We start from the raw sequence: 15,723 nt of genomic DNA on the forward strand, positions 1-15,723 counted from the left end.
TGCCGGAGGGGAACAACTCGCCGGCTCCAGCCGGTAACTCCGGCAAACAGCACTCGATGCCTGACCTGAAATCAACGTCAATCAACGCCAATCTGCGGTTGATAGTTTTTAAGTCTTTCTTCGTGTCCTTCGTGCCTTCGTGGTGAAAAGTTTTAGAACCGGACAAGGAGCGGAATGATGCAGAACGACCCGGTGGTGATTGTCGGCTACGCCCGCACGCCCATGGGCGGCTTCCAGGGCGAGCTGGCGCCGCTGACGGCGCCCGATCTCGGGGCCGCGTCCATCCGCGCCGCGGTGGAGCGCGCGGGGATCCAGCCCGGCGCGGTGGACGAGGTGATCATGGGCTGCGTGCTGCCGGCCGGCATGGGCCAGGCGCCCGCGCGGCAGGCGAGCCTGGGCGCCGGCCTGCCGCTGGGCACCGGCTGCACCACGGTCAACAAGATGTGCGGCTCGGGGATGAAGGCGGCCATGCTGGCCCACGACCTGCTGCTCGCCGGCAGCGCCGCGGTGATGGTGGCCGGCGGCATGGAGAGCATGAGCAACGCCCCCTACCTGCTGCCCAAGGCCCGGGCCGGGCTGCGCATGGGCCACGGCGAGGTGAAGGATCACATGTTCCTCGACGGACTCGAGGACGCCTACGACAAGGGCCGGCTGATGGGCACCTTCGCCGAGGAGTGCGCCGACAAGTACGGCTTCACCCGCGAGCAGCAGGACAACTTCGCCATCACCTCCCTGAAGCGGGCCCAGCAGGCCATCGAGGACGGCAGCTTCGAGCGTGAGATCACCCCGGTGACGCTGGCCACCCGCCAGGGCGAGGTGGTGATGGAGCGGGACGAGCAGCCCTTCAAGGCGCGCATCGAGAAGATCCCCACCCTGCGGCCGGCCTTCCGCAGGGACGGCACGGTCACCGCCGCCAACTCCAGCTCCATCTCCGACGGCGGCGCGGCGCTGGTGCTGATGCGCCAGTCCGAGGCGGAGCGCCGCGGCCTGGCCCCGCTGGCGCGCATCCTCGGTCACGCCACCCACGCCCAGGAGCCGGCCTGGTTCACCACCGCCCCGGTGTTCGCCATGGGCAAGCTGCTCGAACGCACCGGCTGGAGCCCCGCCGAGGTGGATCTCTACGAGGTGAACGAGGCCTTCGCCGTGGTCACCATGGCCGCCATGGAGGAGCTCGCCCTCCCCCACGACAAGGTCAACGTCCACGGCGGCGCCTGCGCCCTGGGCCACCCCATCGGCGCCAGCGGCGCCCGCATCATGGTCACCCTGCTGGCGGCCCTGGAAAAGTACGACCTGAAGCGCGGCATGGCCAGCCTCTGCATCGGCGGCGGCGAAGCCACCGCCATCGCCATCGAGCGGTTTTGACCGGAGAACCCAATGAACCGCAGATTTGCGTGGATTGGCGTTGACTGGATTTCGAAGACCCGTGCGTTCCCGTAGCGACAACCGGGACGCCCCGTGCACTGTGTCAGGTTTTCAGTCCCTTCCGCATCGATTGCACTACGCTCATGCGGACAGAGGACATTCACGTAAATCAACGTCAATCTGCGGTTAATCGATACAGGAAATCCGAAAATGATCCTGACCGAAGAGCAGCGGATGATCCGGGACATGGCGCGGGAGTTCGCGCGGGACCGGCTGGCGCCCTTCGCGCCGGAGTGGGACCGCACGGGCGAGTTCCCGGCCGGGGCGCTGCGGGAGATGGGTGAGCTCGGGTTCATGGGCATGGTCGTGCCGCCGGAGTGGGACGGGGCCGGGGCCGATTTCGTCTCCCTGGCCCTGGCGCTGGAAGAGATCGCCGCCGGCGACGGGGCCTGCTCCACCATCGTCAGCGTGCAGAACTCGGTGGTCTGCGGCCCGCTGCTGAAGTTCGGCAGCGAGGAGCAGAAGGCACGCTTCCTGCGTCCGCTCGCCCGCGGCGAGCAGCTCGGCTGCTTCTGCCTCACCGAGCCCCAGGCGGGCTCCGACGCCGCCGCGCTGCGCACCCGGGCCGTGCGCGACGGCGACCACTACGTCCTCAACGGGGTGAAGCAGTTCATCACCTCCGGGAAGCATGCGGACGTGGCCATCGCCTTCGCCGTCACCGACCCGGCCGCCGGCAAGAAGGGCATCAGCGCCTTCGTGATCCCCACCGACACCCCCGGCTACCAGGTGGCGCGGGTGGAGGAGAAGAGCGGCCAGCACGCCTCCGACACCTGCCAGGTGATTTTCGAGGACCTGCGCCTGCCAGGCGCACTGCGCCTCGGCGCGGAAGGCCAGGGCTACCGCATCGCGCTCGCCAACCTGGAGAGCGGCCGCATCGGCATCGCCGCCCAGTCGGTGGGCATGGCCCGCGCGGCCCTGGAGGCGGCGCTCACCTACGCCCGCGAGCGGGAGGCCTTCGGGCGGCCCATCATCGGGCACCAGGCCGTGGCCTTCCGCCTCGCGGACATGGCCACCCGCATCGAGGCGGCCCGGCAGCTGGTGCTGCACGCCGCGGCGCTGCGCGATGCCGGCGCGCCCTGCCTCAAGGAGGCCTCCATGGCCAAGCTGTTCGCCTCGGAGATGGCCGAGCAGGTCTGCTCCGCCGCCATCCAGGTGCACGGCGGCTACGGCTACCTGCGCGACTTCCCCGTGGAGCGCATCTGGCGCGACGTGCGCGTGACCCAGATCTACGAAGGCACCAGCGACGTCCAGCGCCTGGTCATCGCCCGTGCTTTGGCGGACGAGTGAGTTAAAACCAGTTAACCGCAGATTTGCATTATTAACACTGATTTTTCAGGGACGAAGCGATCAGCATACAGGAGGCGCCTGCTCTGGCTGCAGGCGATGCCAAGCGTTCTGCCCAGGCCATCCGGGGAATCAACGTCAATCAACGTCAATCAACGTCAATCTGCGGTTAATAAAAAAGGTCATCATCAATGACAGTTCTGCAGAGCAAGGTGGATACCCGCTCGGAGGCGTTCCGGGGCAACGCGGCGGCGATGGAGGCGCTAGTGGCGGACCTGCGCGCGAAGGTGGCGCAGGTGAAGCTCGGCGGCGGGGAGCGGGCGCGGGAGAAGCACCTGGCCCGGGGCAAGCTGCTGCCCCATGAGCGGGTGCGGCGGCTGCTGGACGTGGGGTCGCCGTTCCTGGAGCTCTCCCAGCTCGCCGCCTGGGACATGTACGGCAACGAGGTGCCCGGCGCGGGCATCATCACCGGCGTGGGCCGCATCATGGGCCGCGAGTGCATGGTGGTGGCCAACGACGCCACGGTGAAGGGCGGCACCTACTACCCCATGACCGCCAAGAAGCACCTGCGCGCCCAGGCCATCGCCGAGGCCTGCCGCCTGCCCTGCATCTACCTGGTGGACTCGGGGGGAGCCTACCTGCCGTTGCAGGACGAGGTGTTCCCCGACCGCGACCACTTCGGGCGCATCTTCTTCAACCAGGCCAACCTCTCCGCCCAGGGCATTCCCCAGGTGGCGGTGGTGATGGGCTCCTGCACCGCCGGCGGCGCCTACGTGCCGGCCATGTCCGACGAGAGTGTCATCGTGAAGGGCCAGGGCACCATCTTCCTCGGCGGCCCGCCGCTGGTGAAGGCGGCCACCGGCGAGGTGGTGACCGCGGAGGAACTGGGCGGGGCCGATGTCCATGCGAAGGTCTCCGGCGTGACCGATCACTACGCCCTGAACGATCTCCACGCGCTGGAGCTGACCCGCGGCATCGTCAGCCACTTCAACACCGTCAAGGCCCCGCAGATCGACCTGCGCGAGCCGGTGGCGCCGAACTACGACCCGCGGGAGATCTACGGCGTGGTGCCCGCCGACCCGCGCAAGCCCTACGACGCCCGCGAGATCATCGCGCGCATCGTCGACGGCAGCGAGCTCGACGAGTTCAAGCCTCTCTACGGAGCCACCCTGGTCACCGGTTTCGCCCGCATCCACGGCTACCCGGTCGGCATCGTGGCCAACAACGGCATCCTGTTTTCCGAGTCGGCGCTCAAGGGCGCCCACTTCATCGAGCTGTGCAGCCAGCGCGGCATCCCGCTGGTGTTCCTGCAGAACATCACCGGCTTCATGGTGGGGCGCAAGTACGAGGCCGGTGGCATCGCCAAGGACGGGGCGAAGATGGTCACCGCCGTGTCCGCCACCCGGGTGCCCAAGTTCACGGTCATCGTCGGCGGCAGCTTCGGCGCCGGCAACTACGGCATGTGCGGCCGCGCCTACGATCCCCGCTTCCTGTGGATGTGGCCCAACGCCCGCATCTCGGTGATGGGCGGCGACCAGGCCGCCAACGTGCTCGCCCAGGTGCGCCGGGACAGCATGGAAGCGCGCGGAGAGCAGTGGTCGCCCGAGGACGAGGAGTCCTTCAAGGCGCCGATCCGGGCCCGGTACGAAACCCAGGGCCATCCCTACTACGCCAGCGCGAGGCTCTGGGACGACGGCATCATCGACCCCGCCGAGACCCGCACCGTCCTGGCCCTGGGCCTGTCCGCCGCCCTCAACGCCCCCATCGAGCCGACCCGCTTCGGCGTGTTCCGGATGTAGCGTGCACGCACGTCCGGGGACGTTTATCAACTGTCCGCAGATTACGCGGATTACGCAGATTGTTATCGGAAAACCCGAATGGATGCACCGGCAAGGAGTCACCTGAGACGTCAAGGGCCATGTCCGCGTCGGACGACCACGGGATCCTGATTTCCACCGGACAGGTCCAAACGGTACAAAACAGAATCTGCGTAATCCGCGTAATCTGCGGATAATCAGAAACGAAGTGAGGGGTGGAGATGAGCGAAGAGACGGTGAAGGTGGCGGTGGAGAAGGGGGTGGCGTCGGTGACGCTGAACCGCCCGGCGGTGCACAACGCCTTCGACGACGCCCTCATCGCCCGGCTCACCGAGGCGCTGCGCGAGGTCGGGGAGGATCCCGGGGTGCGGGTGGTGGTGCTGCGCGGGGCCGGCAAGAGCTTCTCCGCCGGGGCGGATCTCAACTGGATGCAGCGCATGGCCGGCTACTCGCGCACCCAGAACCTGGCCGATGCCATGGGGCTGGCGCAGCTGCTGCACACGCTGGACACCCTCCCCCGCCCCACCATCGCGGCCGTCCACGGCGCGGCCTTCGGCGGCGGCGTGGGACTGGTGGCCGCCTGCGACATCGCCGTGGCCGCCGAAACGGCCGCCTTCAGCCTGTCGGAGGTCCGCCTCGGCCTCATCCCCGCGGTCATCAGCCCCTATGTGGTGGCGGCCATCGGCGCACGCCAGGCGCGGCGCTACTTTCTCACCGCCGAGCGGTTCGACGCCGGGGAGGCGCGGCGCTTGGGGCTGGTGCACGAGGTGACGACGCCGGAGGCGCTGGAGGCGCGGGTGACGGCCATCGCCACGGAGCTCCTGCGCGGCGGCCCGGGGGCCATCGGCGCGGCCAAGAACCTGGTGGCCGCCGTGGCCGGCCGGCCGGTGGACACGGCGCTCATGGCGGACACCGCCCGGCGCATCGCCGACATCCGTGCCGGCGAGGAGGCGCGCGAGGGGGTGGGCGCGTTCCTGGAGAAGCGGAAACCACGGTGGTTCCCGGAGTGAATCGCGGCAGGCGCCGGTGCCCTCCGCGGCGCGCATATCCGCTCCACCGGTATATCCCGGGGATCGCAGCAGGGGTGATGAGATCGGCCGTACGCCACCGACAGGCACGAGTCCACAGCCACAGGGACACCCAATGTTCCACACCATCCTGATCGCAAATCGCGGCGAGATCGCCTGCCGCATCGCCCGCACCGCGCGGCGCCTCGGCATCCGCACGGTGGGCGTCTACTCGGAGGCCGACGCCGGCGCGCTGCACGTGGCGCTGTGCGACGAGGCCCACCTCATCGGCCCGCCCGCGGCGCGCGAGAGCTACCTGGACGCCGGGCGCATCCTGGCCGTGGCCCGGGCCAGCGGCGCGGAGGCCATCCATCCCGGCTACGGCTTCCTGTCGGAGAATGCCGAGTTCGCCGAGGCCTGCGCCGCGGCCGGCGTCGTCTTCATCGGCCCGCCGGCCGCGGCCATCCGCGCCATGGGTGACAAGAGCCGCGCCAAGGCCCTCATGGAGCGGGCCGGCGTGCCGCTGGTGCCGGGCTACCACGGCGAGGACCAGTCGCCCGCGGTCCTGGCGCGGGAGGCCGCCGCCCTCGGCTACCCGGTGTTGCTGAAGGCGTCCGCAGGCGGCGGCGGCAAGGGCATGCGCATCGTGCGCGACGCCGCGGAGCTGGAAGCGGCGGCCGCCTCGGCGCGGCGCGAGGCCCGCGCGGCCTTCGGCGACGACCGGCTGCTGGTGGAGCGCTACCTGGAGCGGCCGCGCCACATCGAGGTACAGGTGTTCGCCGACACCCACGGCGGCGTGGTGCACCTGTTCGAGCGCGACTGCTCGGTGCAGCGCCGCCACCAGAAGGTGGTGGAGGAGGCCCCGGCCCCGGGCATGGCGCCGGCGCGACGCCGGGAGATGGGCGCGGCGGCCTGCGCCGCGGCCCGCGCCATCGGCTACGTGGGCGCGGGCACGGTGGAGTTCATCGCCGACCCGGCGGGCAGCTTCCATTTCATGGAGATGAACACCCGGCTGCAGGTGGAGCACCCGGTGACCGAGTTCGTCACCGGCCAGGACCTGGTGGAGTGGCAGCTGCGGGTGGCCGCCGGCGAGCCGCTGCCCGCCGCCCAGGAGGCGCTGGAGATCAACGGCCACGCCTTCGAGGCGCGCATCTACGCCGAGGACCCGGCCCGCGACTTCCTTCCCGCCACCGGCACCCTCGATCACCTGCAGCTGCCCGCGGAGGATGCCCACGTGCGCCTGGACACCGGGGTGCGCAGCGGCGACACCATCTCCCCCCACTACGATCCCATGCTGGCCAAGCTCATCGTCTGGGGCGAGGACCGCGACGACGCCCTGCGGCGGCTGCGGCGCGCCCTGGGCGAAAGCCACGCCGTGGGCGTCACCACCAACCTGGGCTTCCTCCGCGACCTCGCCGCCCACCCCGCCTTCGCCCGGGGCGAGCTCGACACCGGCTTCATCGACCGCCACCGCACCGAGCTGTTCCAGCCCTCCGCGCCGGTCCCGGACCGGGTGCTGGCCATCGCCGCGCTGGCCGAGCTGCTGCGGGTGGAAGCCCGGGCCGGGGCCTGCCAGGCGCTGTCCCGGGACCCCTGGTCGCCCTGGCACGCGGTGACCGGCTGGCGACTCAACGATGACAACCACCACACCCTCGCCTTCCTGGACGGCGAGCACGAGGTGACGGTGAACGCCCATTTCCGCCCCGGCCATTTCCTGCTCGAGCTCCCGGGCGGCCCCATGGCGGTGCGCGGAGAGGCGACCGGCGACGGCGCGGTGCTCGCCGACCTGGACGGGGTGCGCCTACGCGCCGGCGTGGTCCGGGTGGGAGAGACCCTGGACATCCTCTGCAACGGGGCCAGCCATCGGCTGCGGGTTCATGATCCGGTGGCGGCGGCCCTGCCCGCCGAGGGCGGGGGCGGTGGACTCACCGCGCCCATGCCCGGGACGATCATCGCGGTGCTGGTCGAGACCGGCGAACCGGTGCGCCGGGGCGCACCGCTGCTGGTGATGGAGGCGATGAAGATGGAACACACCATCACCGCCGAGACCGACGGGGTGGTGGGCGTCATCCGCTTCGCGGTCGGCGACCAGGTGCAGGAGGGGGCCGAGCTGCTGGTGCTGGAGACCGGGGAGGCGACCGATGAACCTGCCTGAACGGGTGCGCATCGTCGAGGTGGGGCCGCGGGACGGCCTGCAGAACGAGCCCGGGGCGGTCCCGGTCGCGGTCCGGGTGGAGCTGGTGGACCGTCTCAGCGCGGCCGGTCTGCCGGCGGTGGAGGCGGGCAGCTTCGTCTCACCCCGGTGGGTGCCGCAGATGGCCGACACCGACCGGGTGCTGGCGGGCATCACCCGCCGGCCCGGCACCGCCTACCCGGTGCTGGTGCCCAACGCCCGGGGGCTGGAGGCGGCGCTGGCGGCCGGAGCGGAGGAGATTGCCGTTTTCGCGGCCGCCTCCGAGACTTTCTCGCGCAAGAACATCAACTGCTCCATCGCCGAGAGCCTGGAGCGCTTCGCGCCGGTGTGTGACACGGCCAGGCAGCGGGGGCTGCGGGTCCGCGGCTATGTCTCCTGCGTGCTCGGCTGTCCCTACGAGGGTTACGTGGACCCCGCCGTCGTGGCCCGGGTGGCCGCCGACCTGGCGCAGCTCGGCTGCTACGAGATCTCCCTCGGGGACACCATCGGCGTGGGCACGCCGCTGCGGGCCCGGCAGATGGTGGAGGCGGTGGCGCAGCGGGTGCCACTGGAACGGCTGGCGGTCCATTTCCACGACACCTACGGCCAGGCGCTCGCCAACCTGTTCGCCGTGCTCGAGCTCGGGGTTTCGGTCATCGACAGTTCGGTGGGTGGGCTCGGCGGCTGTCCCTATGCCCGGGGTGCCTCCGGCAACGTGGCCACCGAGGACGTGGTCTACATGCTCGACGGACTCGGCATCGCCACGGGCGTGGACCTGGGCGCGGTGGTGGCGACCGCCCGCTTCATCAGCGGTCACCTCGACCGCCCGCCCGCCTCCCGCGTGGCCCGCGCCTGGCGCACGGAGTGAAGGCACCCCGCAGCTGCCACGGAACATTCACACCCTCCCCTCCCGGTAGTGCTACAGTTAGTGTGCCATTGATCACCGGCAACCGGTGACTGGCAACCCGACATTTCGCAGTTGGGCGGCTGCAGGCATTGCACGACCGGGGGTCTCCCTGAATCCGTCGACGGGCCACAGTCCGCCTGGCCACAGATAGCCAACAGCGGGAGCCGCGTCCATGGCGACCCTGCGAAGCCCGGTTTGCGCCTGCCTGTGCGCCCTGCTGCTGCCCGTTGCGGCCGGCGCCGGGCAGGCCATCGCACCCGAGGGAGGTACGACGATGACCTTCACGCTCTCTTCCACCGCTTTTACCCACGGAGAGGCGATCCCGGTCCGCTATACCTGCGACGGCGAGGATGTCTCCCCGCCCCTGGCCTGGTCGGATCTGCCCGAGGGAACGGCCAGCCTGGTGCTCATCGTGGACGACCCGGACGCCCCCGATCCGAAGGCGCCGCGGATGACCTGGGTTCACTGGCTGATCTACAACCTCTCCACCCGCCTGACGGAACTGCCGGAGGCCGTCGACGAGGAGACCCTGCCCAACCACACCGGCCAGGGGCTCAACGACTGGAAGCGCACCGGCTACGGCGGACCCTGCCCGCCAGTGGGACGCCACCGCTATTTCCACAAGCTCTACGCCCTGGACGTCACCCTGCCCGATCTCGGCACCCCCACCAAGACCAAGCTGGAGGGCGCCATGCAGGGCCACATCCTCGGCAAGGCCGAGCTCATGGGCACTTACGAAAAATCACGGTAGAACTTTTTTTATCCGCAGATTACGCAGATTACGCAGATTTATCTGTTTGCCAGTTGACGGGATCGCGTGAAAATCCTGACCACTGCGTCGATGAAACTGCCTATGGCATTCGCCGAATTGGCGCGTGGTATTGTCGACGGGACGCTTCCCCGCCTTTCAGGTTAATCTGCGTAATCTGCGTAATCTGCGGATATAACAAAGTGCATCAGCGGAAGCCGATACATGCACAATGCTTCCGGTTGTGTGGATTCCCGAGTGGTCCGGGTGTAGAATTTTGCGGTGCAATAATCTGTCTTGTTCACCGCAGGAATCGAACCATGCCGCTGCCCTCCCCGCCCAGCCCGCGCAAGCTCGCCCACACCCGCACCGTCACCTGCCGCGGCTACGAGCGGGAGGACGGGCTGTGGGATATCGAGGGACACCTGGTGGACACCAAGCCCTTCTCCTTCCCCAACCGGGATCGGGGCGGGCGCATCAACGCCGGGGAGGCGATCCACGAGATGTGGGTGCGGCTCACCATCGATCTCGACCTGCATGTCCATGACGCGGTGGCGGTGACGGATGCCTCCCCCTACCGGATCTGCCCCGAGGCGACGGCGACCTTCCAGCGCATCGTGGGACTGCGCATCGGCCCGGGCTGGAACCGCAAGGTCAAGGAGCGGCTCGGCGGCGCCGAGGGCTGCACCCACGTCACCGAGCTCCTGGGCCCGCTCGCCACCACCGCCTACCAGACCCTCTGGCCCGCCCGGGAAAAGCGCGAGGAGGGCAGCAAGGTGCGCGGCAACCGGAAGGCCATCCTCGACACCTGCCACGCCCTGCGCAGCGACGGCCCCGTGGTCAAGCTCCACTGGCCCGAGCTCTACCGCCCCTCCGGGGAGCCCGACCAGGCCGCTTCCTGATTGTTTATCCGCAGATTACGCGGATTACGCAGATTCTTTTTCCGGCAACCTGAGACCTTCGTGCAACTTTCCGGGTGTCCGGCTCACGGGGAGTTGTCCCCGATACAACCCTTCCAGGAAGGCTGGTGGCTGTGGCCTGGCGTGCTTGATCACGGTCAGAGTTTTGCCGCTCTTTCGGTCTAATCAGCGTAATCTGCGGATAAATCCATAACTGTCTGAGCTCAGAACCAACTCTCGTCGTGGGCCATGAGGGGGGCGGCGCCGGCGCGGATGGCGGCATCCAGCGCCAGGTTCTGGGGCAGGATGCGCTGCATGTAGAAGCGGCCGGTGGCGAGCTTGGCGCGGTAGAAGCCACCCTCCTCCCCGTCCTGCTTGTTGACGGCGACCGCGGCCATGCGGGTCCAGAGCCAGGCGAGGATGGTCAGGGCGGTGAGGCGCAGGTAGTCCACCGCGGCGGCGCCCAGCTCCTCGGGGTTCTCTCCGGCCCGCGTCCTGAGCCAGTCCGTGAGCGCGCGCAGGCGCGCCACCTCCGCCGCCAGCGGCCCGACGAACTCCGCCAGCGCCGCCTCCTCGAGGTGGGCGGACACCGTCTCCTCCATGAGGGCGAAGAGCCGCTCCGGCAGCCGGCCGTCGTGCAGGTAGAGCTTGCGCCGCACCAGGTCCAGCGCCTGGATGCCGTTGGTGCCCTCGTAGATGGAGGCGATGCGGGCGTCGCGCACGTACTGCTCCATGCCCCACTCGCGGATGTAGCCGTGGCCGCCCAGCACCTGCAGGCAGTGGTTGGCGGCCTCGAAGCCGTAGTCGGTGAAGAAGGCCTTCACCACGGGCGTGACCAGCGCCACCAGGTCCTCCGCCGCCTCCCGCGCCTCCGGCTCCGGGTGGTGGCGGGAGAGATCGATCTGCATCGCCGTCCAGCCGGCCAGGGCCCGCGCTCCCTCGTTGCAGGCCCGCGCCGTGAGCAGCATGCGCCGCACGTCCGGGTGGACGAGAATGGAGTCGGCCGCCTGCTCCGGCTGCCTCGGCCCGGACAGCGCCCGGCTCTGCAGCCGCTCGCGGGCGTATGCGGCGGCGTTCTGGTAGGCCACCTCGGCCAGCCCCAGCCCCTGGATGCCGATGGCCAGGCGCTCGGTGTTCATCATGGTGAACATGCAGGCCACGCCCTTGTGGGGCTCGCCCACCAGCCAGCCGGTGGCGCCGTCGAAGTTCATCACGCAGGTGCTGGAGGCGCGGATGCCCATCTTGTGCTCCAGCGCCCCGCAGGCCACGGCGTTGCGCTCCCCCGGATTGCCGTCGCCGTCGGGCAGGAACTTCGGCACCAGGAACAGGCTCAGCCCCTTGATGCCGGGCGGGGCGTCGGGCAGCCGCGCCAGCACCAGGTGGACGATGTTCTCCGCCAGGTCGTGCTCGCCGCTGGTGATGAAGATCTTGGTGCCGGTGATGCGCCAGGCGCCGTCCTCCGCCGGTTCCGCACGGGTGCGAAGCAAGCCGAGATCGGTGCCCGCATGGGGCTCTGTGAGGCACATGGTGCCGCTCCACTCCCCGCTCACCAGGCGCGGCAGGTAGAGCCGGCGGAGCGCCTCGGGGCCATGGGCGCGCAGGGCATGGTAGGCGCCCCGGGTCAGGCCCGGGTAGAGGCTGAAGGAGACGTTGGCCGAACAGAGCATCTCCTCCACCATGAAGCCCAGGGTCTCGGGCAGGCCCTGGCCGCCGTAGTCGGGATCGCAGGCGAGCCCGGTCCAGCCCCCCCCGCACCAGGTCCGGTAGGCCTCCGGGAAGCCCGCCGGCGTGCGCACCGCGCCCTCCTCGAGCCGGCAGCCCTCGACGTCACCGGCCTGGTTGAGGGGAAACAGCACCCCCTCGCAGACCTTCGCCCCCTCTTCCAGCACCGCCTCCACCAGGTCGGCGCTCGCCTCGGCGAAGGGCTCGAGCGCGGTCAGCCGCCGGTCGGCCTCCAGCAGTTCGGTGTAGACGAAGCGCATATCGCGCAGGGGGGCACGATAGGTGGGCATGGGCATCTCCTTGTGCGGCCGTGTCGCATTGCATCAGGCCCGATTTTCCATTACGTTTACGTTAACGTCAATGTAGCAAGCCCGACGCCTCACCCGGTCGCCGCCACCCGGGTGTCCGAACGCAAACCCCCGGAGAAAGGTGCCCCATGAGCGTGGAAGACGGGATGAACGCGGCGACCTTCCAGCGCATCATCGACGAGGCGCTGCCCTTCGCCAGCGACATGGAGATGGAGGTGGTGCACCTGTCCCCGGGCAACATCACCCTGCGCATGCCCTGCCGCGACAACGCCCTGCGCCCGGGCGGCACCATCTCCGGACCGGCGATGATGGGGCTCGCCGATACCGCCATGTACGGGCTTTGGTGTACTGTTTCACCCTTGGCGGCGCTTTCAGCGAGTCTCTGGCTGGTCAGATGCAAGGCGCGCTCGCGCAGGAATGGCAGGTCCCTTTCAAGAGAGCGCAACGCCGCAGATGTCCGGCCAGCGGCTCGCCCGAAGGGAGCCCCCCAGGAACGCCAATGCTGCGTTGCAGTCCTTGCCAAGGGCGCGCCATTGCCTGCGGACTGCGCCTTGCCTTGGCGTTCCTGGGGGGCTCTGAAAGCACCGTCAAGGGTGAAACAGTACACCAGTTGAGCCGACTGCCCGACGCCGCGGGCGCCGTCACCACCAGCCTGACCATCAACTTCCTGCAGAAACCCGCGGCCGTGGACCTGCTCGCCGAGGGCCAGGTGCTCAAGCTCGGCCGCCGCCTGGCGGTGATGGAGGTGAGCCTCTACTCCGTGGGCCGCCCCGACCCCGTCGCCCACGTCACCGGCACCTACGCGCTGCCGCCTTCCTGATCCACACGTGTACACGGAACACTTTCAACCGCAGATTGACGTTAATTCACGTTAATCTGCGGTCAAATGAACAATCACCCCCGCCAGAACGGCTTGCGGGCCTCCTGCTCGGCGTCGACACGGCTGAGGCCGATGTCGCGCAGGAGATAATCGTCGAGGCGGGCCAGCTGGCGGCGCTGGCGGGCGCGCTGGTTCCATTCCAGCAGCAGGACGATCCCCCGATGCAGGACTCGCGTGGCGGATTCCGCCGCGCCCGACCACCACCCCCGGCGGGACTGCATTTCCAGGACTCGAACGTTCATGGCGTCTACCTCGCTGTGTCCGTGTTGCGTTCGAGGCCTACGCTAGGGCGGCACGCCCGATCCGATCCAATCGTTTTTCAGGAACCCACCCTTCAGGAATCGTGATTGCCGCTTCCGCGATTCCTGTGCCATATTCCGGACTGTCCCCTCTTTCCGACCGGTCAGGCAGCCATGGATTTCCATCACCTGCGGACGTTCGTTGCGGTGGCCGAGGAAGGCAATCTCACCCGCGCCTCCGAACGGCTGTTCACCAGCCAACCCGCCATCAGCGCCCATATCAAGGCGCTCGAGGAGGAGCTCGGCGTTACGCTGTTCGAACGGACCCCCAGGGGGATGGTGCTCACCCGCGGCGGGGAGCGGCTGCTGGCGCAGGCGCGGGACGCGCTGGACGCCCTGGGGCGGGTGAGCCAGACGGCGCGCTCCATCCAGGGCAAGGTGCTCGGCACCGCCCGCATCGGTCTCAACACCGACTCACGCTACCTGCGCGTCCCCGAGCTCCACGGCGGCCTGGCCGGGGAACATCCCGACCTGGTCCTGGAGCTGATCCAGAACATCTCCGGCTGCATCGTGGAGGACATCCGCGGCGGCAGGCTGGAGGCCGGATTTTTCTTCGGTTTGCCCGCCGCCGGCGACATCACCACGCTGAAGCTGCGGGAGGCCCGCCTGCGCATCGCGGCGCCCGCCGCCTGGCGCGACCGCGTGCTGGACGCCGACTGGGAGGCACTGGCCACACTGCCCTGGATCTTCCCCACCGAGCAGTGTCCCTACATCGACCTGATGCGATCCCTGTTTCCCGCCGGGGGACCGCAGCCCTGCAAGGTGGTGGTGGCTTCCGGGGAATCGGCCATGAACACTCTCGTCCGCTCCGGCGCCGGGCTCACCCTCATCCGCGAAGACGAGGCGGACGAGGGGCTGGCCGACGGCAGCCTCCTGTTGCTGGAAGGGCACGTCTACACGCTCCCGCTGTGCTTCGGCTACCCCGCCCGCCGTGCCGGCGATCCCCTGACCCGCGCCCTGGTGGATGCCGTCCGCACCACCTGGAACCTGGAGGCGGACGTGCCGGCCGCCACCGATGCGGTTTGAGCCTTCTTTATTAACCGCAGATTGACGTCGATTGACGTGGATTATTCCCGGACCTGATGGTTCGATCCGGGCATCTGATCGCCACTTGAAAACTGGATCCCTCGCTCTCTCCGTTCACGGCAGCGATATGAGAAGGCTTCAGATTTGGTTCAACAATCAACGCAAATCAACGTCAATCTGCGGTTAACCAGTCCCTTCCCCTTACTGGGCGAGACTCTCGAGGCGTGGGATGGGGTCGGCGGGCGCGTAGCGGCCGCGTTCGTCGCGGGCGAGGCCGGAGAGGGCGATCTCCGGGTCGTGGGTGTAGAAGATCCGGCCGCCGCGCTCCTGGAGCTCTGCGAACAGCGCCTGCTTCTCGTCGATGACCCGTTCGGGGAAGCGGTCGTAGCCCATGGTCACGGGCAGGTGGACCCAGGGGGTGCCGGGGACGAGGTCGGCGGCGAACACCACCGGGCCGGCGGGCATGTCGATTTCGGTGAGCAGCATGCCGGGCGTGTGGCCGTCGCTGGTGCGGAAACGGAATCCCGGTCCCAGGGTTTCGGTGCCCTCCCCGCTCACCACCTCCAGGCGCCCGCTCGCGGCGAGCAGCCCGGCGAGTTCGGGGATGAAGGAGGCCCGATCGCGGGGATGGGGCGCCAGCGCCCGCTCCCAGGCCCGCGCGCCCACCACGTAGGTGGCGTTGGGAAAGAGCAGCCGGTGCGGCTCCCCCTCCGCCCACGGCGCCAGCAGGCCGCCGGCATGGTCGAAGTGCAGGTGGGAGAGCACCACCGCGTCGATCCCGTCGTGGGTAAGGCCGGCTTCGGCCAGCGAGTCGAGCAGCACGTGCCGGGCCTCGATCACGCCGTAGCGCTCCCGCAGCCGCGGCTCGAAGAAGGCCCCGATGCCGGTCTCCAGCAGGATGTTGCGCCCCCCCTCCCGCACCAGCAGCGCGCGGCAGGCCAGCTCCACCCGGTTCTCCCCGTCCGGGGCGTACCAGCGGCTCCACTGCCCCCGCGCCGCGTTGCCGAACATCGCCCCGCCGTCGAGCCGCTGCCGGTTCCCTTCCAGTGATGTCAACGTGCGCTGGTTCATTGATCAGTTTTGATTTGTCCGCAGATTACGCAGATTACGCAGATTATTTTGATACTTTGAACTGCCGGGTAAGGTTCACCTGACGTTCTTCCGCTTCACGAGCACCATTCAATACGGCTGTTTCCAGGCAGGTCACCTCACGCAGATGATTTCAATGCAC

The 15,723-nt window shown here is 69.0% G+C and carries 14 protein-coding genes; 11 read left to right on the forward strand and 3 right to left on the reverse strand.

The features are described 5' to 3' along the window. Positions 1-177: 177 nt before the first annotated feature. The 8 genes from DFQ59_RS08060 to DFQ59_RS08095 all read left to right on the forward strand — a co-directional run bounded on the left by DFQ59_RS08060 (position 178) and on the right by DFQ59_RS08095 (position 10,260). Positions 178-1,362: an acetyl-CoA C-acetyltransferase gene (locus DFQ59_RS08060; RefSeq protein WP_114279231.1), complete on the forward strand. Its 1,185-nt coding sequence runs from the start codon at positions 178-180 to the stop codon at positions 1,360-1,362. A gap of 210 nt (positions 1,363-1,572) precedes the next feature. Continuing rightward, positions 1,573-2,709 carry an acyl-CoA dehydrogenase family protein gene (locus DFQ59_RS08065; protein ID WP_114279135.1) on the forward strand — a complete coding sequence of 379 codons (1,137 nt, stop codon included), beginning with the start codon at positions 1,573-1,575 and terminating at the stop codon, positions 2,707-2,709. A 188-nt stretch (positions 2,710-2,897) separates the two neighbouring features. Then, on the forward strand, positions 2,898-4,505 hold the full coding sequence (locus DFQ59_RS08070; RefSeq protein ID WP_114279136.1) for a carboxyl transferase domain-containing protein: 1,608 nt from the start codon (positions 2,898-2,900) through the stop codon (positions 4,503-4,505). 239 nt (positions 4,506-4,744) lie between these two features. Next, on the forward strand, positions 4,745-5,533 hold the full coding sequence (locus DFQ59_RS08075) for an enoyl-CoA hydratase/isomerase family protein (protein WP_114279137.1): 789 nt from the start codon (positions 4,745-4,747) through the stop codon (positions 5,531-5,533). Positions 5,534-5,666: 133 nt separating this feature from the next. Next, a complete protein-coding gene (locus DFQ59_RS08080; protein ID WP_114279138.1) occupies positions 5,667-7,685 on the forward strand; it encodes an acetyl/propionyl/methylcrotonyl-CoA carboxylase subunit alpha in 2,019 nt (672 codons plus the stop codon). Further along, positions 7,672-8,571 carry a hydroxymethylglutaryl-CoA lyase gene (locus tag DFQ59_RS08085; protein ID WP_114279139.1) on the forward strand — a complete coding sequence of 300 codons (900 nt, stop codon included), beginning with the start codon at positions 7,672-7,674 and terminating at the stop codon, positions 8,569-8,571. Before DFQ59_RS08080 ends, DFQ59_RS08085 begins: the two co-directional genes overlap by 14 nt. A gap of 313 nt (positions 8,572-8,884) precedes the next feature. After that, positions 8,885-9,361, forward strand: a complete 477-nt coding sequence (locus DFQ59_RS08090; RefSeq protein ID WP_114279140.1) for a YbhB/YbcL family Raf kinase inhibitor-like protein — start codon at positions 8,885-8,887, stop codon at positions 9,359-9,361. A gap of 317 nt (positions 9,362-9,678) precedes the next feature. Then, the gene (locus DFQ59_RS08095; RefSeq protein ID WP_114279141.1) at positions 9,679-10,260 is read left to right on the forward strand and encodes a DUF2889 domain-containing protein; all 582 of its coding nucleotides are present in this window, start codon (positions 9,679-9,681) and stop codon (positions 10,258-10,260) included. Positions 10,261-10,481: 221 nt separating this feature from the next. On the opposite strand, the gene DFQ59_RS08100 is transcribed toward DFQ59_RS08095, so the two are convergent. Continuing rightward, on the reverse strand, positions 10,482-12,269 hold the full coding sequence (locus DFQ59_RS08100) for an acyl-CoA dehydrogenase C-terminal domain-containing protein (protein ID WP_114279142.1): 1,788 nt from the start codon (positions 12,267-12,269) through the stop codon (positions 10,482-10,484). Positions 12,270-12,415: 146 nt separating this feature from the next. On the opposite strand from DFQ59_RS08100, the gene DFQ59_RS20045 reads away from it, so the two are divergent. Both DFQ59_RS20045 and DFQ59_RS08110 read left to right on the forward strand, forming a co-directional pair. Further along, positions 12,416-12,901, forward strand: a complete 486-nt coding sequence (locus DFQ59_RS20045) for a PaaI family thioesterase (protein WP_211314845.1) — start codon at positions 12,416-12,418, stop codon at positions 12,899-12,901. Next, positions 12,898-13,107, forward strand: a complete 210-nt coding sequence (locus tag DFQ59_RS08110) for a PaaI family thioesterase (RefSeq protein WP_245937216.1) — start codon at positions 12,898-12,900, stop codon at positions 13,105-13,107. Before DFQ59_RS20045 ends, DFQ59_RS08110 begins: the two co-directional genes overlap by 4 nt. A 74-nt stretch (positions 13,108-13,181) precedes the next feature. Here DFQ59_RS08110 and DFQ59_RS08115 read toward each other — a convergent pair whose 3' ends face one another. After that, on the reverse strand, positions 13,182-13,409 hold the full coding sequence (locus DFQ59_RS08115) for a DUF1127 domain-containing protein (protein ID WP_211314829.1): 228 nt from the start codon (positions 13,407-13,409) through the stop codon (positions 13,182-13,184). A 171-nt stretch (positions 13,410-13,580) separates the two neighbouring features. Here DFQ59_RS08115 and DFQ59_RS08120 point away from each other — a divergent pair, with 171 nt between their 5' ends. Beyond that, positions 13,581-14,492, forward strand: a complete 912-nt coding sequence (locus DFQ59_RS08120) for a LysR family transcriptional regulator (protein ID WP_114279145.1) — start codon at positions 13,581-13,583, stop codon at positions 14,490-14,492. 201 nt (positions 14,493-14,693) lie between these two features. On the opposite strand, the gene DFQ59_RS08125 is transcribed toward DFQ59_RS08120, so the two are convergent. Further along, positions 14,694-15,563, reverse strand: a complete 870-nt coding sequence (locus tag DFQ59_RS08125) for an MBL fold metallo-hydrolase (RefSeq protein WP_114279146.1) — start codon at positions 15,561-15,563, stop codon at positions 14,694-14,696. Between the last annotated feature and the right edge of the window lie 160 nt (positions 15,564-15,723).

Source organism: Thioalbus denitrificans (assembly GCF_003337735.1).
GTDB lineage: Bacteria > Pseudomonadota > Gammaproteobacteria > DSM-26407 > DSM-26407 > Thioalbus > Thioalbus denitrificans.

Excerpts from the sequence above, each read along its gene's own strand:
- DFQ59_RS08060 (WP_114279231.1), top strand. The coding sequence starts at position 178 with ATGCAGAACGACCCGGTGGTGATTGTCGGCTACGCCCGCACGCCCATG.
- DFQ59_RS08065 (WP_114279135.1), top strand. The coding sequence starts at position 1,573 with ATGATCCTGACCGAAGAGCAGCGGATGATCCGGGACATGGCGCGGGAG.
- DFQ59_RS08070 (WP_114279136.1), top strand. The coding sequence starts at position 2,898 with ATGACAGTTCTGCAGAGCAAGGTGGATACCCGCTCGGAGGCGTTCCGG.
- DFQ59_RS08075 (WP_114279137.1), top strand. The coding sequence starts at position 4,745 with ATGAGCGAAGAGACGGTGAAGGTGGCGGTGGAGAAGGGGGTGGCGTCG.
- DFQ59_RS08080 (WP_114279138.1), top strand. The coding sequence starts at position 5,667 with ATGTTCCACACCATCCTGATCGCAAATCGCGGCGAGATCGCCTGCCGC.
- DFQ59_RS08085 (WP_114279139.1), top strand. The coding sequence starts at position 7,672 with ATGAACCTGCCTGAACGGGTGCGCATCGTCGAGGTGGGGCCGCGGGAC.
- DFQ59_RS08090 (WP_114279140.1), top strand. The coding sequence starts at position 8,885 with ATGACCTTCACGCTCTCTTCCACCGCTTTTACCCACGGAGAGGCGATC.
- DFQ59_RS08095 (WP_114279141.1), top strand. The coding sequence starts at position 9,679 with ATGCCGCTGCCCTCCCCGCCCAGCCCGCGCAAGCTCGCCCACACCCGC.
- DFQ59_RS08100 (WP_114279142.1), bottom strand. The coding sequence starts at position 12,269 with ATGCCCACCTATCGTGCCCCCCTGCGCGATATGCGCTTCGTCTACACC.
- DFQ59_RS20045 (WP_211314845.1), top strand. The coding sequence starts at position 12,416 with ATGAGCGTGGAAGACGGGATGAACGCGGCGACCTTCCAGCGCATCATC.
- DFQ59_RS08115 (WP_211314829.1), bottom strand. The coding sequence starts at position 13,409 with ATGAACGTTCGAGTCCTGGAAATGCAGTCCCGCCGGGGGTGGTGGTCG.
- DFQ59_RS08120 (WP_114279145.1), top strand. The coding sequence starts at position 13,581 with ATGGATTTCCATCACCTGCGGACGTTCGTTGCGGTGGCCGAGGAAGGC.
- DFQ59_RS08125 (WP_114279146.1), bottom strand. The coding sequence starts at position 15,563 with ATGAACCAGCGCACGTTGACATCACTGGAAGGGAACCGGCAGCGGCTC.